Source organism: Paenibacillus terricola (assembly GCF_014779765.1).
Taxonomy (GTDB): Bacteria; Bacillota; Bacilli; order Paenibacillales; family Paenibacillaceae; genus Paenibacillus_T; species Paenibacillus_T terricola.
Genome location: NZ_JACXZA010000004.1, coordinates 101,650 through 121,332, shown reverse-complemented (window position 1 = coordinate 121,332; position 19,683 = coordinate 101,650). Strand labels below are relative to the sequence as shown.

The following is a 19,683-nucleotide window of genomic DNA, read 5'->3' as shown; positions in this document are numbered from 1 at the left end:
TGGTTAATACTCTACTGATCCACAATATAAACATATGTGACCGCACCGCTGATGTCATTTGTTATTCTAATCGCAGGCCCTGCCCAATATAATCGTTCCGTACTTTAAAATTCCCCATTTGTTACCATAAATAGGGGGTTTCTTAAGGAGGAGCTTGAATGAATTACTCTCGCGGGGATTATCGTCGGTTGAAACAAGTGCCTAGCCGACTGATCGTCCTCTTCCTTGCTTCTGTATTGGTCTTTGCCGTGTGCGCCCTGCCAGCGGATGCTGCGGAACAGAGCCCTATGGACCCAAGGGTCATTGCCGACACGAACAAACCCGGTGTTGTCATGATCGCAACCCTGTATACGGCTAAACTGTCTACGCCTGGCGTGGTCATGTCGCAGGATGCCATTGCGCAGCTGCAGAACAAGCTGGCTGCGGACATTATGAATGGGACACTGAGCAACGACACCAACGCCATCATGGATGCGATACTGGCAGCGATCTTCAAAGACCCTTTCAAATACCTCATTCCAACCGATGTCGTAACGACCCGAGAAGTGAAGGCTGGCGCGACGGGAACCGGCTTCATCATTACCCCGGACGGCTATATTCTGACCAATGCCCATGTGGTCTACACGCCTGAGGACCAGCTTAAAGAGCTTCTCATTACGACAGGATTGCAGGAGCTGATTGAGCAGGACGTTACCGATTTTGTTAACGAGCTACAAGGATCCAACTACAAGCCAACGGAAGAAACCCTACAGCAGCTGCGTAACGCGGCCGCCGGCTTCTATATCCGATACACGACGCTTGCCGAAGTTCAAACCCAAGTGTACACCCAGATGGGCGTTGCCATACCTGGCGTTCAAGTGTTGCAGAAGGGATTCGCCAGCGAGGTTAAGAAACGCGGAGAGCCAAGCCCAGGCAAGGACATCGCCATTCTCAAAATCGATGAAGACAATCTGCCAACGGTCCCGCTTGGCGATGACAGCGCGCTGCGTACAGGGGATCAAATTTATGTGATCGGCTATCCGGGCGCCGCCACCTTTAACCCGATGCTGGCCGAAGAAAGTATAGTGGAATCGTCGCTCACGTCGGGACTCATCAGTGCTCGCAAGACGATGCCTGGCGGTTGGGATATCCTTCAGGTCGACGCTGCAATGACTCATGGCAACAGCGGCGGTCCTGTTTTTAATGCGCAAGGGGAAGTCATCGGCGTCGCCACGTTCGGCAGTATCGATTCCAACAATGGCGCCGAAGTTCAGGGCATGAATTTTGTCATCCCGATTAATATCGCCAACCAGTTCCTGAAGGAATTGAACGTCACACCGGCGGAAAGCCAACTGACTGCCCTGTATAAAGAAGGGCTGGCCCTCTACAATGAAGGCAAGTATGCCCGCGCCCTTGATAAATTCCGTGAAGTCAATGAGCTCAATCCCGGCTACCCTTATATCCAGACGTTTATTTCCGATTCCCGTATGAAAATGAACAATGCTCCCGCCGAGACCGGAACGAATTGGACCGTTATTGTGCTCGTTGCCGGCGGCGTGATTATACTCGCAGTGCTTATGGTCATTATCCTCCTGCTGCTGCGAAAGTTTAATTTCAAGTTGGAACGAAGACCATTGGCTCCCCCATCAGTCGGGGAACCCTCCATGAAGGCAGAGGAATCAAATGCAAGGCCGGAGAAGGAACAGTCGGACTCGGAGAAGTGACCTAAGATTGCGGGAGGGCGGACCGATCAGGCCGTCCTCCTCTTCTTCTTATAAAGATAAAGCCCCTATCCCATACTCGGGATAGAGGCTCATGAATGATTAATATTCACCTTTGATGACGAAGTAAGAGCCGCGAATCGTACCGGCCAGCTTAGACTTTTGCCTAGCAAACTTAAACTTCTCTTCGAGCTCTTTCGGCACTTCCATGCCATCAGACAGCTTGAAGCCAACGGCCCGCTTCTTAGGGTCATCAATCGTATATAAGACATTGACCGAAAGACCATCCTCATAAAAGACATAAGTCCAGTCGATGTTCTCCACTTGAAAACGCGACGTCTCGAGCGGCTTCGCTGCGAACTCGATATTCCGCTCTTCCTTCAGAATCTTGTTCACATAATCCATATCGGCTTGGCTCTCGCTAGCCGGAACAACTGTAAACTCATGCTTGTATTTGTTCATAAAATAACGCGCTTCATTCGCACGCAGCCCTGCCAGCGCTTCTGCTACAGGCGACGATTCCAGGCCAACGGTAGACACATTCTTAAAATCAACGGTATACGCCATTTCCATCCCTCGTTTTCTGTTGTTCTTAAGGCCGTACTTCTATGCACCCTATCGATCTACCAAATATTATACCAAAAACGCTCCAAGTTAAACGTCTGTGTTTATCGTTACGGTCGGAAAATAAAAAGAGCATGATCTGCGAATAGACCATGCTCCTTATAGCGACTAATGATCCGCTCGATTACCTGTCGGAACATCCAACATCTCAATAGTTTACTTCTTCACAATCATCCAATTGACTCCGAACTTATCTTCAATCTCTCCATAATAGGCTCCCCAAGACTGCATCACGAACGGGTACTTTACAGTGCCATCTTGAGCTAATTTCTCGAAAGATTGACGAGCTTTCGCCTCGTCATCAAACGTAAGCGATAGTGAAACGGATCTTCCTGATGGGGATGCTCCGAAAGGGGAATCAGCCAGGAACAGGATGTTGCCTCCTGCCACAGACAGAACCATATGCATCACTTTGTCCTTGTTTTCTTCCGGCGCTCCAGGGATTTGCCCGTAAGTCATCACCGAATGGACCTCTCCGCCCAGTGCCTGCATATAGAATGCAGCCTGCGCTCTCGCATCCTCCGATTGAATATAAGCATTCAGTTGTGTTGTCATGTTCATCGTCCTTCCATAGTCGTTTATTTGAACTCCTATTAAGGCGACGAACCTATGACGGCAGAATCGACATGTCTGAAAAAAAAATTATTTTTATTTCTCGATTAAACAGCCATTCTCCAAATAAAGAACACGGTCACACAGCGGCAGCACCCGTTCGTCATGCGTAACCATAACGGCGCTTTTGCCTCGCTCTTGAGCCTCCCTGGCAATCATCCGGACAACATCCATTCCTCTTGCGGCATCTAGACTCGCCGTCGGTTCGTCCGCCAGCAGCACCGCTGGATCATTCATGAGCGCTCTTGCGATGGCAACGCGCTGACGCTCGCCGCCTGACAGCTTATCGGGATAGGCATTCCTGCGGTGTTCCAAGCCCAGCTTGTGCAACAGCTCCCGAATGCGTTCATTCGCCTTCGTCTTCTTCATGCCGCCCTGCTTTGCAACCAGCATCAGCTGTTCTTCCACCTTCAAATATGGAATCAAGTTGGCGCTTTGAAAAATAAACCCGATCTTGTGCAGGCGCATGTCGGACAAGGCGTTGTTCTCTTTGCCCGCTAATGATTCCCCATCTAGCAAGACCACGCCGCTGGTCGGCTTAAGCAGCGCACCAGCTATCGATAGGAATGTGCTCTTCCCGGAACCGGACGGCCCCATAACAGCAACAAATTCCCCTTCCGATACATGCAGGTTCAGGTGATCAAGCACGGTTCGCTGCATACCGCCATCCTCGAAGGTATGTGTGATATTATCCAGGATCAGTCTGTGTCTCATGCCGCACTCCTCCCAATCGCGTCCAAGGCGTCTATTCTGGTTACTTTCCAGACGGAAAGCAATGACCCGACTACCGACACCGCGATAAAGGCGCCACTCGTGTACGCCAATGTAGACGACTCCAGCAGGAACGGCATACCGTCAGGCAGGACCGACTTCATCCCTTCAACAAGCAGCATGCTTATCAATAGGCTGCCTACGGATAGGAGCAATACTTGTAGCGTAACGCTTCGCACCAGGTACGCCGTCCGTGTGCCAATCGCCTTAAGGATGCCGAATTGACTGCTCTTCTGAATCGTAACAACATAGAAGAATACCGCCAGTACAAATGAAGAAATGATAAACAAGAAGATAATCATCATCCACAGCGAACCCTGCTCTTCCTTATAGCCAGGAATGGCTGAGACAGCGTCGGATTTGGTGACGATCTCGGAGTCCGGCAAGGCTGCGGCTAGCTGCTCCGCTTGGTGCTTAGTCGCCTGTACGGCAACTGCATTATAGATCTTTCCGTCTTCAGACTGTCCAGTCCCTGGTCGCATCGCTGCCAACGACTGAAGCTGCTGCCAGTCCTGTTCATTCAGAATCACGACAGGCGAATGGCTGAATGATTCATGGCTGACGAACCCGCTGACCGTCCATTTCAAGCCTGAAGCCTGATCGAGCAGAACCGTACCAACAATAACCCCCGAATCCTTCAGCTTACGATCCACAAGCACACGACCTGACCCGTTGGATGGAATCGCTGCGCCTTCTGTAACCTTGGGCATCAACCAGCCCTCTGGATTCATTCCTAGAATCGTTACGTCCAGCTTGCCGGCTGTCCCCTCTGCCGTCATCGTAGTCATCCTAACGCCAAGCGGCTGCACGTTCTCGTGTCCTGCAACCGAACCTGCTTGGTTCAATACTTGTTCGGTGACCTGCGAGCGGGTGAAGCGATGATTCGAATCCTTCTCCATAATAAAATGCGACGCGTTCATATTCTGAATCGATGCCGCGTTATCATAGGCAAGCCCTCGCGCAAGCCCGGTAACGAATAAAACCAGGAAGGCGACAAGCAGCATAATTATTGCAATCAGCGAATAGCGAACTTTCGCGAATCTCATTTCTCGAATGGCCAAATACATAATGCTTCCCTCCTTTGGATGTCTCCAGTATAGGAAGCGAATATAAATGGCGCATAAATAACAAATTACAATTTGGGAAGCGTTACAGTGAATCTTGTACCTTCGCCTTGCGAGCTGCTCACTTCAATCGTTCCCTCGTGCAGCTGCACAATCCTCTTGACGATAGCGAGCCCCAAGCCCGTTCGGCCCGAAGCGCGTTCTCGTGCACGATCGACACGGAAGAACCGATCGAATAGATAAGGCAAATGCTCAGGAGCAATCCCTTCTCCAGTATCCGAGATGACGACGCGGGTGAACGATTGCGTATCCTCCGCAAGCACTTCAATGCTTCGACCCGACGGAATATGATTTGCCGCGTTGTTCAACAAATTTGTCCATACTTGCATCAACAATACTTCATCGCCGTGAACCGAAACAGACTCAGGTATAGACAGCTTTAGCAGCAAATCCTTCTCTTCCAGCTGCCAGTGAAGCATCTCGACTGCCTGACGGATATGACCGCGTAACGAAATGTCCTTCTTGTTCAGCGCTTCTTCTCCTTGTTCCAGCGTCGAGAGCAGCAGCAACTGCTTGCTCAACATGGAGAGGTGTCGGCTCTCGGCTTCAACAATCGAAGCATACTGTTGTCGTTCCTCTTCCGGTAGATCCCCTTGCGCTAATACTTTGGCGAACCCTTGGATGGATGTAAGCGGCGATTGGATTTCATGCGACACATTCGATACAAATTGCTGGCGCGCAAGATCCACCCGCTCCAATTCCCGGCTCATCGTCATGAAATGTTCAGCCAGTTGGCCGATCTCATCGCGTCTTCCCGTCGACAGTCGATGATTATAGTTTCCTTGAGCAAGACGTTTGGTAGCATCGGTTAACCGCGTAATCGGCTTCACAATATAGCGGGTACTGATGAGGAACAATAAAATGCTGATGATGACTGTGAGCAATCCGACCAGTGCGAAGAAGGTTCGAAGCTCGCCGAACTGGAGCAGGACATCGGGACGCATGAACAAGGCGAAGGTCTTCCCGGACGCTTGAACAGGAACACCCACTGTATTGCTCAGGCGGTTATCGAAGAAACCAGTGATGAACGGCTTGTTCGGAAACTGCGCCACACCGTGATAAGTGCCCCCGCCAAGTACGAGCCCGATGTCCTGCTTGTCCAGATCCTGCTCGCGGAAGTTCCGCCCATAGAATTGCGAGTCCGATTGACCGTCCGTCACATAGATCTCGTATCCTAGCTCGGCTGCGTTGCGAAGATAACTCTCCATACCCGCAGGATCAGATTCAATATAGTTCTGCATGTGCTCAGCAATGGCAACGAGTTTCTCATCGTTATAGGGTTTGAGCTTCACATGGTAGTAAATGTTCGAAGCGAGGAACCCCAGCACACTACTGGCGAAGATGACGGCCAAAGTGATCAGAAACACGCGATAGTATAGGCTCTTCATCAGTCCTTCACCACGATCTTGTAGCCGATTCCCCGCACCGTCTGGATCATGAAGTCATCCGCGTAATCAGCAAAACGCTGACGCAGCCTGTTAATATGCACGTTAACGGTATTCTCGTCCCCTTCATAGTCCTGACCCCATACAAGGCGAATCAACTCATCGCGGGAAAAGAGACGACCCGGGTACTGCGCCAACTGAGCCAACAGCTCAAATTCCTTCATCGGCAGCAAAATAATGGATTGTCCGTCGCTCACTTCAACGTTCTTGCGGTCAATGGTAATACGATGCATCCGAATCATGTCATCCGCAGCTCGTTTGTAGCGGCGGAACAACGCCTTCACGCGGAACAGCAGCTCTTCCGGCTCGAAAGGCTTCGTCACATAGTCATCCGTTCCCATCAGATAACCTTGTTCTTTATCCGACAACTGATCTCTGGCTGTGAGCAAAATAATCGGGATATCGTAATGCTGCCGAATATGCTCGCATAATTCAAACCCGTCCATATGCGGCATCATCACATCAATGATCGCCATATCAATCGGCGAGCGTTCCATTACCTTGACCGCCTCGGCCCCATCTTGAGCCTCATGTACGCTATATCCTTCACGGGTCATCACATAACGCACCAACGCTCTAATATTCGGATCATCGTCGGCAAGCAGCAAATGGTTCAACGTTAACAACCTCCTTTTATCGATAAGACTCACTGACAGTATTTAAACACAGTGCGGAGTTGACTACAAATTAATGTCACTACACACAGCGAAACCACCCCTTGAATGGCGATCCCGAGAAAGCGCGTGCCATGTTGGCCAGCTACCATACGGATTAAAAAGGAAAATGCTCAGTCGCTGCGCTCATTTAAGAACGTAGGGACGAGCATTTTATGTTATTTGATCAATTGCAGCTCCTTGGCCCTGACAACGGCCTGACCGCGTCGTTTGACGCCCAGCTTGCCGATAATTCGGGATGTATGCGTCTTGACCGTTGTCTCCGCAATACCGAACCGGTCGGCAATTTCTCTGTTGGACATGCCCTCCGCCATTGCTGTCACAATCTCTACTTCCCGTTCAGTCAGCGGTTCAGTCAACTCCTGTTGAGCGGAGCCTAGCGCGGACGACACGATATCGGTCGCAGCATCCTGCATGGATGCTGCCGCAGCTTCTGCCTCCAACATGTGAAGGTAAATAATCCGCGTCGCCAGAAGATCCAGTACCTGTATGTCCCGCTCCAAGAACACGCCTGGCATCTGCCGATTTTCTAAGTAAAGCAAATACGAAGCGCGATCTCCAGGAACCGCTATCGGCATGCACAGGATCGATCTTAGCTCTCCAGTTGCAATGTAGGTATCTTTCACCCAGAAGCTTCGAGACGCATCATGAAGAACAAGCGGTTCCCCAGTCATTACCGTATGTCGCAGGACGCTCTCTGCATACAATCCAGACGTCGCCCCCTTCTCTACTCGGTCCGATCGGTCTGCTTCGATGCTGAAACCATCATCCAGACACTTCAGCACGAGCCCCCGATCAGCACCTGCTTGTCGAAGGGCAGCTTCCAAGAGCTTCGTTGTCCAATCAGCAGCATCCTTAGTGCCACCGATCCCATTAACGAGCCGTCTCACAAGCTCATATTCCGCTTCATTCTGCGAAGCCACGTCATCCACGGGACCTTTCTGCCGACGAGACATTTCGATTCTAGCATGCTTGTCTTCGATTTGCCCCTCCAGAACCGGCCCCTCATAACGTTGGGAGATCGGGTGAAGCATTTCGGCATACCGACTTCTAATCTGCGTTACTTTGGATGTGATGCCCCAATCCGCATAGGCGGCACAAGCATCCATCATCGTAATCGCTGCCCCGGATCGACTGAGTGCGTCATCTTGATAATAGGTAGCAAGCCGTTCGCAAGCTATCGCTTCCATCAGCACATATTTCTCGGACCTCGCCCGCCCGATTGCAGCTATATAGCCTCGCACAGCCTCCATCAAGTCTCCGTTCGTTCGTTCCTCCTCTGCCTTCACCAACAGATAAGCGGAGGAAGCATGTCCCATAAATCCACGCCAGCTCTTCATTTTGCGTAACTGTGTACGTATAGCCTTCCGAATCCGCTTGCGTTCTTCTTCATTCGTCTCGAAGAATAACGCCGATAATGCCAGCGTCTCGAATACGCGTTGCTTACGGATTCGTATCCAATCCAATGGCAGCTCATTCGCTCGTCCCCGCTTCGCCCAATACAGCGCCTCTCGGTATTTGCCCGATATGTAGGCCGCCTCCAGACGACAGCCGCAGCTGTAGTTGTCCTCATCTTGCTGCTCCGGATCGCCACCGGATCGAGTCTGCGGAATTGCAACAAAGCTGTCCGTCCGAGATTCGTCTTGCAGCGCCGCTACATAACCAGCCGTGAGCATCACCATCTCCAGCGTCTTGTCATCGGCATTCTGCCGCATATTGTCCTCAAAGTATTCGAGCAGCTCTTGCAAGGCGTTCAAGTTCCCGTTGTTACCTAACATGCAAATCATTAGAACCAGATTAGCGAAGTCTTTATCACCGGACTCCAGTCCTTGGCGCATTGCATTAAAAATCGTGGCGAACGCTTCCAGCGGCTTATCTATCTGCTTGGACATTCCGCTTAGGAAAGTGAGCAAGTGCCGATTCCTAAGCGTCGTGGTATCGCCGATTTGCAGAAACATACGCTCAGCAATCGGGACCGACTGAACCAAGCTTGGAAATATTCGTTGCAGAATGAGCTCATATCCGCCGATGATGATGGCCAGCGACTCGTTCGCCCCTTTATCCAGCCCATAACGAATGAATCGGGCATACAACTCCAGCAGCGCTCGCCCATCATGAACTAACAGCGGGAAGAACAACAGCTCCAGCAGCCTGCATAATTCCGCATATTCCTTATCAAGAGGGTCGGCGACAGGAAGCGGTTTGTCGCGTTTGCGATATAAGAGAACCCCAGTCTGCATCACTTCTTTGGCGATCGACAAGAGGGAGCTCTTCTCCCGAAGCTTCCAGCCGTATGCTGCCAGCGCCTCTTGCCCATATTGAATCGCCCCCGCATTGTCCGCGAATGCATGGAATTGGATTAAGGGCGCCCATATGTTTATGCGTTCCGCTCGGCTCAATCGTCCGCTGTCTTTGTTCAATTCCACTAGCCGATCTTTCGCTCGTTCAACATGGCCGTCCATATACTCTGCCCATACCAATACCAATTGCAGCTCGGTATTTAGGTCAAGCGCCCCTGTTTCTCCGCCTGTACCTGCTGTTGAAAGCTGAAGCCCGCTCTCCGCATAATACTTCCCCCGCGCATAACGACCGCATGCCAAGGCCTCTTGACCCGCCTGAAGATTATGCTCCATTAGCTGCTTCATCTCTGTCTCCGATAAAACCGGCACAGCCAGATTCAGATGATCGATCGCCGCATGCGGCATATCGCTGCCCGACTCTGAGGCATAACGCTGCAGCAGTTGTCCAATAGTACGATGCCGGCGCATATTGCCCGCTGAATCAAGAGCATATGCCATTTGATGAATGGATTCGTGGACGAACAGATAAATGGGATCGTGCTCATTGTCCTGCCCCGTGTCGTATTCCCGATAAATAATGCCTTCTGCTTCCGCCTCTTCAAGCCAGCGGAATGCAGCATCTTGTGTCCTGCCACACGCTTCAGCCAAGTTTGACAAACGAAAGATCGGACCGATCGCGGCGGCCATTGCCAAGAACTCCTTCCGATCTCCCTGAAGCTTGGATAGGGTTGTCCCCAACAGGTGGAGATTTGCTTCTGACCTGCTTATTAACCGGACTACCTCTGAGTCCCACACCCACTGACGTCGCGTCTCATCAAAGCTAAGCCGTTTCTCCTGCAGCCAGCCTTCCAGCAAAAGGCGAATCGATCGAGGATTTCCACCGGTCTGATCGCGGACAGACCGCGCCAACAATCGAATGCGAGCCGAATTCTCATGCAGAGCATCGGAGACTAGCTGCTTCACATCGTCATTATCCAGCGGCAGGAGCGCCACTTGTTCCTCTGGATTCGCACGGCATCTCTCCGTTAGCCAAGTCACATCCGCCACTTGATTGGAATTCATTCCGTCCCGAGTGGAATCGTCGTCCTCCTCCATCTGGCAAGCTCCGATCAGGAGCAACCCCGATGTCTTCCCTGCTGATGCCAGTGCACGAATTACCGTTTGCGTGCCATCGTCGGCCCAATGCAGATTGTCCACAAACACAACGAGCGGAGGCTTGCATTCGGCCATGCAGCGAATGAGGTCCGGCAGCAGTTCTTCAAACTGATCCCAGACCTTCACATCGCCCAGAACGGATGCCGCTTCCGTATCGTCGCTGTCTAACAACAGCTTGGCTTCTGGCCAGCAGGAGACGATGACAGCCCACGCTTCGCGATTAAACTTCGCCTGCAGATTGTTCTTCAGCTGCGTAATGACATCGGATGGCTCGCTCCACAGCTGATGAGTCCATTGCTGCAGCACCCGTAGGAGCAACCCGCAGCGTACGGACCGCCCTGAAGGTTCCGCTTGCACGACTATCATCTTGCCTCCACGCTGAACGACACGCTGCTCAAGCTTGTTGACGAGCGTCGTTTTACCAATTCCCGCCTCGCCTATCACCCAGCGAAAGGCGTTCAAGCCTTGAAAGGCCTGCTCAAGCCCTGCCTCCATCTGCATAACGGCGGCACTTCGCCCGTACCAGCAGTGGGACAATGAAAGCGTACGGATTGTATCCAACCGGCCCACTTGGAATGGCGCCAACGTTCCGCCGCTGGCTAACATCCTCTGATATAACAGCAGATCTTCAAGCAGTCCGTACGCACTTTGATAACGGTCCACAGGCGATTTAGCCAACAGCTTCATCAATACGGCTTGCAGTGTTTCGTCCACTTCCGGCCGAATATCGGATATCGGTTGGGGTACCTTACGGATATGTACGGTGCTCCAGTCTTCTTCATAGTCAGGGTAAAAAGGCAATTGCCCGGTTAACAGTTCATAGCAAATAACGCCTAATGCATACAGATCGCTGCGTCCGCTCGGCACAAGGTTGAACCGGCCGAATTGCTCAGGAGAACGGTACGCTGCATGACCTTCCGCATTCCCGGATATACGCGCTGTCTTCTCCTGCCGCTGAATGCTGATATGATCAGGGCTAAGATAGCCGATTACCCTATTCTGTTGATGTTCACGATAGACCATCCCTGCCAGTATAACGGACAGTTCAATGAATGCAGCAAGATCTATAGGTGGGTGCGTCATATAGTCCCTTAAAATCTTGTCTCTGCTGATGATCATGCACACCTATCTTAGTTATATTTTTCGTTCCGGAATGTCGATATTTCAGAATATAATAATAATTTCGGTTAGTAAGACCGACTTATTAACCTACCTAAATAAATCTTAATCGATGACTGTATGCAGCGTCCAGCCTACGAGACGTATTGCTCCTCACCAATCAACGGCTTGTACGGTAACACAAATAAGCTGCAGTTCACCTCTACGCGCATGCGCAGAGCGTAAACTGCAGCTTATAGCAAAGGGCACCCGGTCGTCGGGCGCCCTTAAATAACCACTAACACTAACGCGTTGCTAGTACGTCCCCCTCATAGTCGTTGATCTCCTCCCACTTCTCTTTCAAGGCTTTCAAATCCTCTACGAAAAACTTTAGTAAGTTAGGCCGTCTTCTTACTGCAAGCGGGTGATAGGTGAAGCTGATCGGCGTTTCCTGAAATTCCCTGCCGATCCTCTCGGGCACCGGGATTATCTAGAATCAGCATAATCGAGGCTTTCGGATTTCCTTCACCCCATATGACACGAGTCCGCTGCTTGGATAGTTCGCAAAGTTCACAACGCTCCGTGCCCTCGGGTGCTTGTTCTTCAGGCAAGATTATAAAAGGATGATCCATATTCCGAGTATGCGCTCCTTCGTGTCACTTTTAATGAACCCATTATGCCCATTCAGACAAAGACTTACCAATGCAGTACGGTTCAACGTATTGGCTGAAAGAGCAAGAAGACCATCCTTTACGGGATGGCCCTAACTTTAAGTGCTATTTTGTTAAGATCAATACTTACCTAATTATACTCCGGATTTTCCAGTTGATAAGGGAAAATAATTCATCTGAACCGTTGAGACCTTGTGGTCGGACGCGTCGTCCCGCGTTTCGTCCGAGCAGTCCCGCCGGTACTTTCCTTTCTCCAACTTCATGTCGATGAAATCGACCACCTGCTGAAGAGAAGCGATTTGGCTGACGATATTCTCCCGATGGCTCTTTAAGAGCCCCACCAGTTCGGGATACTCCGCGGGATCAGCATCAGTGGATACTGACAGAAAAGGTCGCATTTCATCCAGCGGCATCCCCGTCTTCTTCAGACAAGATATCAGTTGGATCGTATCGATGTCTTCCTGCCGATAGATGCGATGTCCGTTATCCTTTCTTTCAGCGCGGGGGAGCAGCGCGATCTTCTCATAATAACGAATCGTATCTTCAGTAATGCCAGTTTGCGTGGCGGTTTGTTTGATCGAGAACGTCCGCTCTTCCATCATCCTGTCCCCTCCCGGAACCCATTTTTTGTGCATTATACATCTTGGTGCTGGCTCCAAGTCAAGTCCCTTTTCTTCTGGACAAAACCTGGAATCTCAGTCTTGACTTGGAGTCGACTTCAAGTTATAGAGTGAGCTTTATCAGGAGTGAAATCCATTATTAGGAGGGAACTTGAAATGAATAAAGGACAACGTGACAATATCGCCGTAATTACGGGTGCAAGCGCAGGAATCGGGTTGGCATTAACCCGCAAATTGCTGTCGGACAACTGGCAAGTGGTTGCATTGAACCGTTCCGACTTTCCGTCGGACGATAAGGAGATCCAAGAAGCCGTTCAGCGGGGATGGCTTCGCATTTATAAAGTGGATGATCTTGCCGACTATGCCGCATTGAGACGGGCTTTGGAAGCAATCAAAAGCAAGGAGCGGCGGATTGATATTTTGTTCAATAACGCCGGAAGGTCCTTCTCCGAGCTCCATTATTCGAAGCAGGGACGCGAGTATCACTATGAGCTGATGACTGTCGTTCCGTATATCATTCTGATGGAATTGAAGGGGCTCATACAGAACGGCCGTTTTAAAACGGTAATCAACACTTCATCTTCAGCCCTAAAATTTACGAAAGAGTTTACTATCGAAAGCCTGGAGCGCCCCACAACCTTCCGCAAGCTGATTGGTCCTTATGCTGCCTCCAAGTTAGCGCTCTCGTTATGGACCCATGCCATCGCGCCGCAGCTTGCCAAGGATGATATCAAGATTCGCAGCGTTGACCCGGGCGGCAACAACACGCTAAGGAAAGGGAAGAAATCCGGATTGCCTCTAGTAGTTGCCCTGTTGATGAAATTATTCTTCTCTCCGCCAACCCATGGCGCTAGCAGGCTGTATGAAGGCGCCCTCGGGCAGCACCGGAATGAAACCGGCGTGTTTTTATTGAAAGGTCAGGCTGCGGAATTAAAATATAAAGATCAAGCGCGGAGCATTTTGGATAGGATTAATGCGATTTACGAACACGAGTTTTGTGCGGATTTCACGAGCAGAACCGCTCCGTGAGCCCCTTCTGTAATGCATGAGATTTTATTCAAAGTGCGCATCGTGCTTAATACAGTGGTACAACCGTCGAAGTCTTGCAAATACGCGTGCTTGACTCCAGGTTTTTTTAAGGGCCACCCTTAGGATGGCCCTTCCTTATCATTCGTTCAGCATTACATGCCAACATCATGCCTCGGTTTTCGGTAGATAGCTTGCCAGCCCCACAATTAGCTTGAACGTGCGCCGGGGTTTAGACATTTTCTTAAACCCGTCTTTGGAATTCCAGATGAAAACCGTCTTCCCAATCCATATTCTTAAATAAAATGAATGAAAAACGATTGGCTTAATGATGCCCTTCTGCTCGATCTCCGTTCCATCATCGAACTCCGTTTCCGTTCTGACTACCCATGTGTTTCCGAAACCCACTTCGATATATTTCAGAAAGTGTCACTCTCCTATTCCGATGCCGATCCCATTCAGTATCTTAAATTATAATTCAGTTATTAATTGGTAACAATTAGAGGTTTAGTGAACCGCCTAACGGCAAGCGCCAGCTGGACGCCAACGATGGAGAATATAGCCGTGCGCAGTAGCCGAAGTGTTCGAATATACAGCTCCTCTTTCAGAGAACTTAGATTAAAGTAACTTTTCCTATGTACGGAAAAGCCCCCCTTTTCTTAAACCTGGCTCACTCCACTGATGGAGCGGCTCCCATATCATTAAGGCTTGGACACGGTTATGAGAAGCTCGTTATCCCGAGAGATGACCTTTACTTCATGCGTCTGTCTGAACGAGCTGAAAGTCGACATGTATAAGCTCGCCGGTTACCGGGTCCCGCTGTAGATCTTCCAGCTGTACCGTCAACGATCGGCCTTCTTCCATCTTCAGATATAGAAGAAGGCACCCCACTCGAAGAGTGGAATGCCTATGGGTTTCCAACACTATGCCATAGATTGACGGATATTGAAATGGCGAGCCAACAAGGTTGCGGAATGAATAGTTAAAGTTCAAGCGCTAATGGTTTTGGAAAAGACTCCTGCGATTTATGAACAACAATGCGAGAATGCAAACACCACTTTTTAAGATACGGAATATACAGATATATAGGCATTTATCCCATACATGCTTATTCTGATCGAGATCCCTGTAAGCTTGCTGGATCGGAATAGGCACAAAGGAGTGTTTCAGATTGGCGGAAAAATCGTCCCACTACTTTGTTCGCGGCAATACCGCGCACGGAGCTCATTTCTTGCATAAGTCGGCCTTCGATGGGCTGAACAAAATATTCGTGCTTACCGGCCCCCAGGGTACGGGTAAGTCTACAGTCATTCGCAACTTGGCGGATAGCCAACTGGCTAAAGGACGGCATGTGCAATGCTTTCATTCGCCTCTCCGTCCCGACGAACTGGACGGTATTATTCTAACGGAATCGAAGGTCGGTATTATCGATGGTCGAGTCTATGATGGGATTTCCGAGAACGAGGCCGATGAAATCGAATATATCCATTTCGGGAAAGCGCTTAATTACAGTCTTGTCGTACCGGAACATTCCAAGACGATTGAAGATCTTAGAGGTAAGCTTGCTAATGCTTATTCGCAAACCTATGAAACGTTCTTAACGGCATTGCGGATTCACGATGAATGGGAACGATATTATATCGAAAGCATGGACTTCACGAAGGCCGACCAGATCAAGCAGGATCTGATTGAACAATTATTCACTGGCCATGAAAGGGTGAACCCGACCGCTGGGCGTCACTTATTCTTCGGGGCCGCGACGCCGAAGGGCGCATTCGATTTTATCCAAAGCCTGACTGCTCAGTTGGACCGACGGATCTTCATCAAAGGAAGGCCGGGGTCCGGCAAGTCGACAATGCTGAAGAAGCTTGCCGCCGCTGCCGAACAGAAAGGAATCGAAGTGGAAGTATTCCATTGCGGCTTTGATCCGAACAGCCTGGATATGTTGATATTCCCGGAACTCCGAACAGCTATCTTCGATAGCACGGCCCCGCATGAATACTTCCCTGATCGGGACGGGGATGAAATTCTGGATATGTATACGCTCACCATACCTGCCGGGACAGATGAAGCCTATGCAGCTGAAATAGCCGATATCAGAGGACGCTATTCGGCCAAGATGAAAGCGGCCACCTCTTATCTGGCGGAAGCCGAAGCCATCGATTCTCAAATTAAGGCCTTCTATGTTGCCGCAACTGATTTCTCGATCGTAGAAGAACTCCAACAGCAATTGCAGTCCGAATTGAATGAATTGGCGGGCTCCGTTATTTAATGAAAGTTGAGTCCTGTCGGATAAAATGAAAGGGCACCTTATGGGGTGCCCTTTAAACCGCTAGCACGATGCTAGCACATCACATATATGGTTAGCCTCTTCGTCAATCTGACGGAATCTCCTCTATAGGCTGCGAATCAAGAGGTCGTGTCGTTACCGAATAGTCGGCGAACGCCTCAATCGCCTCATCAGAATTAACTGCGATTACACGCAGATCATAAACCGTATCCGGCTTTAGACCCGTAAGCGAAACATGATTGGTTGAAGTGGATTCGACTAACTCATCATTCATATAGACGAGATAGTTGATCCCCTCCATCTCATACTCATTCCAATAGAGCTCAATGAAATCGGACATGACCTCGGCCCTCAGCTCTTGTATCTGCCGATACAACCCGAGACGGAAAGAGGTATCCGTCGATCCGCCCCGACCATCGTTGGCCGTAATACGAATCTCCGAAGAACCGTTACCCGTTGGCGTAATGCGTAGATAAGTTCCATCCACGGCTACCTCTGCAACTGCCGAATCACTCGAAAGGGCTGTGAGCGTTAAAGCATCGCCATCTGCATCACGGAAAACCCCGCTCATATCGATTTCAATCCGACCATCAGCGTTTACCATTTGATCCGATAATGGCTTAACTACCTCAGGAGCAGCATTGCTTGGTGTTGGCTCTGGTTTTGGTTCTGGTTTTGGCTCTGGTTTTGGTTCTGGTTCTGGTTTTGGTTCTGGTTTTGGTTCTGGTTTTGGTTCTGGCGCCGGCGATGGTATCGGTGATGGCACCTGCGGCTTCTGTTCTTGCTCCTGCTGCTGCCTCTTCAGCTCCAGCGCTTTTTGCTGCTCCTCGAATTGTTGCCTAGCGGCATTCGCAAGGGATTGCTTATACAACTCTTCCGCCCGCTTGGCCAATTCTTCCTGCTTCTTCTTGTTCTCCAGCTCGAGCCGTTCTCTTTCCGCTTTCAACTTATCGATCAAGGATTGACTTTGTGCCGCCAGTTCACGCTGCTTATTTTGCTCCTCTAACCGTCTCTTTAGCTCTTCCTCCAACTGCTTCTGTTTGTCCTGCTGCTGCTTCTCCTCATCCGACAATTGAAGCGGCGGGACATTATTCAGATCGATCTTTGTGCCCAATTGCTTATTAGCCTCATCGATAAGTGCCTGCAATCTACTCGGTTCTATTACATTCTGATCACGAGCCTGCTTCAGAATATTAGCAAGCAGATTATTCAAATTGTTCTGGTATCGATCCAGGTCTTCTGGAGACAAGGCACTTGGATTTCCGCCAAGGATAGAGCCGGATTCTTCATTCCTCATTCGCTCCAGCATCTCCGCATTTTCCTGATCTATCTTCTGTTTAGCTGCTAGCAGGGCCTCAATGACAGCAGGCGAAGCTTGCTTAACGAGATCGGACAGATCAACCATAGTAGGCAAGTTTGCCGCATTCGGATCGGTTTCTGGTGAAAAGTTCAGCTGCTGCGCAGGATATACGAAGGCTGGATTCTGACTGGATCCGCTGCCGCTTGCCTGAACCAATCCGCTGTTTACAAATAGAGTCGATATCCCCGTCGCCGGATCAACGCCGACCATGAAGTTCGTGCCGCGAACATGGCTCACAGCCGTCGGCGTCAAGATATTGAAGGTATCCTTGGCATTTACCAGCGGGGACACATTGGCCGAAACCAGCCCGCTCCATAACATGAAGCCCGTGTGCTTGGTAACGGATGTTTCACTTAAACTTGAGATGTACAGCTCGGAGCTGTCGCTAATCGTAACTTCATCTCCGCGATCGACCGTTCTTAATATCGTGCTCGTATTCTTCTCTGTGCGAATATGATCGCCTTGATGAAGAGCCATACCGTTATAGGCCCGATAAGTCAATGAACCGCCCGCCGGAGTGATCCAGACTGTTCCTTTAATCTGTTCAAGAACCACCGTACGCGACTTGCCATCTGCTACAGGCAGCTTATCAACGGCTTCCGTGATTTCCCGCAAAATAACTGTTCTCGTGTTCGGATCCCATTGTACATCTGTTCCGAATGCCTCACTAAAGAACCTGACCGGAACATAGGTACGGCCATTCTTCGTATAAGGCGCTGCATCAATCACTCGCTGCTCTTCCACACCCGCTGCGGCATTCTTGATCGAAACCACCTGATTCCCAATTTGCAGCCTGATGCTTACCTTGCCCTTCGTTAACTCAATGTTATCCTGGTTATCGTCAAATCCAACCTTATAACCCATCTTTTCGCTTAAGGCCCGCACAGGCACCATCGTGCGTCCCTTCACGATCTCCGGTTGCGCGTCAAAGTTGATAACCGAATCATCGACCACGACTTTCACCTGATCATTGTGGGGCAGATTGATGGGAAGCTGGTAATAGTCAAGCTCACCGATTTTATTGTTATAACTGTCCGCAATCAGCACGTCGCCATCAGGCAGAATCGCTACATCGGTCGGATTGTGGAGCAGATTGTGGCCGTTAATGCCATCTACATGACCAAGCTGCGCAGGTACGCCGGCAATTGTGCTCACATGTCCATCTAGAAGATACCGAATCGTGTGGTTCAAACTGTCCGCAATAACCAGTCCATTCTCCGCTGTTACGGCGATCCCTTTAGGAAACAGAAAGCGTGCCTCCGAACTAACCCCATCCGCGTAACCACCCTCGGCATACAGTTCGCCATTCGCATACACGGGCTTATCTCCTGGGGACAAGCCCGCCACCGTTGTAACCGTACCCCAGGCTAAGTCAATATATCGAATCACTTGATTGCCTGTATCACTGACATATAAGTTACCCTTGTTGTCGATTGCAATGCTGGTTGGCTCGTTAAACTTCGATGTCGACAACTCTCCGTCTGCATAATCCCCTGCAGGAACGACGTAGCCGGCTTCAACCTCAACAACGCGGTTAGATGGAGCGTTAAGCGTAGTGACCTGTCCATCCGGCGTTATCCGCCGAATCAAGTGATTCAACGTATCCGCGACATACAAGGTTCCGTCAGCAGCAACAGCCACATCCTGAGGATTGTGGAATCTGGCTCCCGCACCTGTGCCGTCTTCATCTCCAATAATGCCATCTCCGGCAACCGTTGATACCATTCCGTCTTTCGCTATTTTGCGTATCCGATGATTCTCGGTATCTGCTATGTATATATTGCCTTCCAGATCGGAATCCATGCCCGTAGGACCGTTGAATGCTGCGGCTTCCTTAGCGCCATCGTGCCAAGCCCCCTCAGGATCTACGTTGTCTTCAGCGTCAAGCATGAAGCCCGCATAAGTAGAAACCTCTCCGTTCTTAACTTGACGGATGAGATGATTGCGGGTGTCTGCTACAAGAACAGAACCATCTTTCAAGACTGTGAGTCCTTGCGGCATACGAAAAGACGCCTCTGACGCCGGTCCATCCCAATCGTCAAAGCTGCCGTTTCCTGCGAATGCTTTTACTTTTGACAATGCTTCACGGCTGCCACCAAGGGACGACTCGCCTTGAATTCCAGCAGCCTCTGCGCCGGTGCCTCCAAATAGCGTGAAAATCATAACAGCGATCAACAAACGACTAATTACTATCTTCATATTAATCTCCTTTC

General features: G+C 50.2%; 13 protein-coding genes. 3 read left to right on the top strand and 10 right to left on the bottom strand.

What is annotated here, in order from left to right:
• Positions 1-158 precede the first annotated feature (158 nt).
• Positions 159-1,703: a trypsin-like peptidase domain-containing protein gene (locus H8B09_RS16660; RefSeq protein WP_191204685.1), complete on the top strand. Its 1,545-nt coding sequence runs from the start codon at positions 159-161 to the stop codon at positions 1,701-1,703.
• A 99-nt stretch (positions 1,704-1,802) separates the two neighbouring features.
• On the opposite strand, the gene H8B09_RS16655 is transcribed toward H8B09_RS16660, so the two are convergent.
• From H8B09_RS16655 to H8B09_RS16615, 8 genes are all read right to left on the bottom strand, one after another.
• Positions 1,803-2,267: a DUF8821 family protein gene (locus tag H8B09_RS16655; RefSeq protein WP_191204684.1), complete on the bottom strand. Its 465-nt coding sequence runs from the start codon at positions 2,265-2,267 to the stop codon at positions 1,803-1,805.
• Positions 2,268-2,480: 213 nt separating this feature from the next.
• The gene (locus tag H8B09_RS16650) at positions 2,481-2,879 is read right to left on the bottom strand and encodes a VOC family protein (RefSeq protein ID WP_191204683.1); all 399 of its coding nucleotides are present in this window, start codon (positions 2,877-2,879) and stop codon (positions 2,481-2,483) included.
• Between the two features lie 93 nt (positions 2,880-2,972).
• A complete protein-coding gene (locus H8B09_RS16645) occupies positions 2,973-3,650 on the bottom strand; it encodes an ABC transporter ATP-binding protein (protein WP_191204682.1) in 678 nt (225 codons plus the stop codon).
• Positions 3,647-4,774, bottom strand: a complete 1,128-nt coding sequence (locus H8B09_RS16640) for an ABC transporter permease (protein WP_191204681.1) — start codon at positions 4,772-4,774, stop codon at positions 3,647-3,649. The genes H8B09_RS16645 and H8B09_RS16640 overlap by 4 nt, the downstream gene beginning before the upstream one ends.
• 65 nt (positions 4,775-4,839) lie before the next feature.
• Positions 4,840-6,219 carry a sensor histidine kinase gene (locus tag H8B09_RS16635; RefSeq protein WP_191204680.1) on the bottom strand — a complete coding sequence of 460 codons (1,380 nt, stop codon included), beginning with the start codon at positions 6,217-6,219 and terminating at the stop codon, positions 4,840-4,842.
• Positions 6,219-6,893 carry a response regulator transcription factor gene (locus tag H8B09_RS16630; protein WP_191204679.1) on the bottom strand — a complete coding sequence of 225 codons (675 nt, stop codon included), beginning with the start codon at positions 6,891-6,893 and terminating at the stop codon, positions 6,219-6,221. Before H8B09_RS16630 ends, H8B09_RS16635 begins: the two co-directional genes overlap by 1 nt.
• A gap of 215 nt (positions 6,894-7,108) precedes the next feature.
• Positions 7,109-11,524, bottom strand: a complete 4,416-nt coding sequence (locus tag H8B09_RS16625) for a helix-turn-helix transcriptional regulator (RefSeq protein ID WP_224753690.1) — start codon at positions 11,522-11,524, stop codon at positions 7,109-7,111.
• A gap of 784 nt (positions 11,525-12,308) precedes the next feature.
• A complete protein-coding gene (locus H8B09_RS16615; protein WP_191204677.1) occupies positions 12,309-12,776 on the bottom strand; it encodes a MerR family transcriptional regulator in 468 nt (155 codons plus the stop codon).
• A gap of 174 nt (positions 12,777-12,950) precedes the next feature.
• Between H8B09_RS16615 and H8B09_RS16610 the strand changes: the two genes are divergently transcribed.
• Positions 12,951-13,823, top strand: coding sequence for an SDR family NAD(P)-dependent oxidoreductase (locus H8B09_RS16610; RefSeq protein WP_191204676.1), 873 nt, complete (start codon positions 12,951-12,953; stop codon positions 13,821-13,823).
• 165 nt (positions 13,824-13,988) lie between these two features.
• Here H8B09_RS16610 and H8B09_RS16605 read toward each other — a convergent pair whose 3' ends face one another.
• Positions 13,989-14,243 (bottom strand): DUF3977 family protein, encoded by a 255-nt coding sequence (locus H8B09_RS16605; RefSeq protein ID WP_191205142.1) that lies wholly within the window; start codon positions 14,241-14,243, stop codon positions 13,989-13,991.
• Between the two features lie 748 nt (positions 14,244-14,991).
• On the opposite strand from H8B09_RS16605, the gene H8B09_RS16600 reads away from it, so the two are divergent.
• Positions 14,992-16,092, top strand: a complete 1,101-nt coding sequence (locus H8B09_RS16600) for a hypothetical protein (RefSeq protein WP_191204675.1) — start codon at positions 14,992-14,994, stop codon at positions 16,090-16,092.
• Between the two features lie 103 nt (positions 16,093-16,195).
• On the opposite strand, the gene H8B09_RS16595 is transcribed toward H8B09_RS16600, so the two are convergent.
• The gene (locus H8B09_RS16595) at positions 16,196-19,669 is read right to left on the bottom strand and encodes a stalk domain-containing protein (RefSeq protein ID WP_191204674.1); all 3,474 of its coding nucleotides are present in this window, start codon (positions 19,667-19,669) and stop codon (positions 16,196-16,198) included.
• Between the last annotated feature and the right edge of the window lie 14 nt (positions 19,670-19,683).

Coding starts and splice junctions, on each gene's coding strand:
- H8B09_RS16640 (WP_191204681.1), bottom strand. CDS start 4,774: ATGTATTTGGCCATTCGAGAAATGAGATTCGCGAAAGTTCGCTATTCG.
- H8B09_RS16615 (WP_191204677.1), bottom strand. CDS start 12,776: ATGATGGAAGAGCGGACGTTCTCGATCAAACAAACCGCCACGCAAACT.
- H8B09_RS16610 (WP_191204676.1), top strand. CDS start 12,951: ATGAATAAAGGACAACGTGACAATATCGCCGTAATTACGGGTGCAAGC.
- H8B09_RS16625 (WP_224753690.1), bottom strand. CDS start 11,524: ATGATCATCAGCAGAGACAAGATTTTAAGGGACTATATGACGCACCCA.
- H8B09_RS16655 (WP_191204684.1), bottom strand. CDS start 2,267: ATGGCGTATACCGTTGATTTTAAGAATGTGTCTACCGTTGGCCTGGAA.
- H8B09_RS16645 (WP_191204682.1), bottom strand. CDS start 3,650: ATGAGACACAGACTGATCCTGGATAATATCACACATACCTTCGAGGAT.
- H8B09_RS16595 (WP_191204674.1), bottom strand. CDS start 19,669: ATGAAGATAGTAATTAGTCGTTTGTTGATCGCTGTTATGATTTTCACG.
- H8B09_RS16635 (WP_191204680.1), bottom strand. CDS start 6,219: ATGAAGAGCCTATACTATCGCGTGTTTCTGATCACTTTGGCCGTCATC.
- H8B09_RS16660 (WP_191204685.1), top strand. CDS start 159: ATGAATTACTCTCGCGGGGATTATCGTCGGTTGAAACAAGTGCCTAGC.
- H8B09_RS16650 (WP_191204683.1), bottom strand. CDS start 2,879: ATGACAACACAACTGAATGCTTATATTCAATCGGAGGATGCGAGAGCG.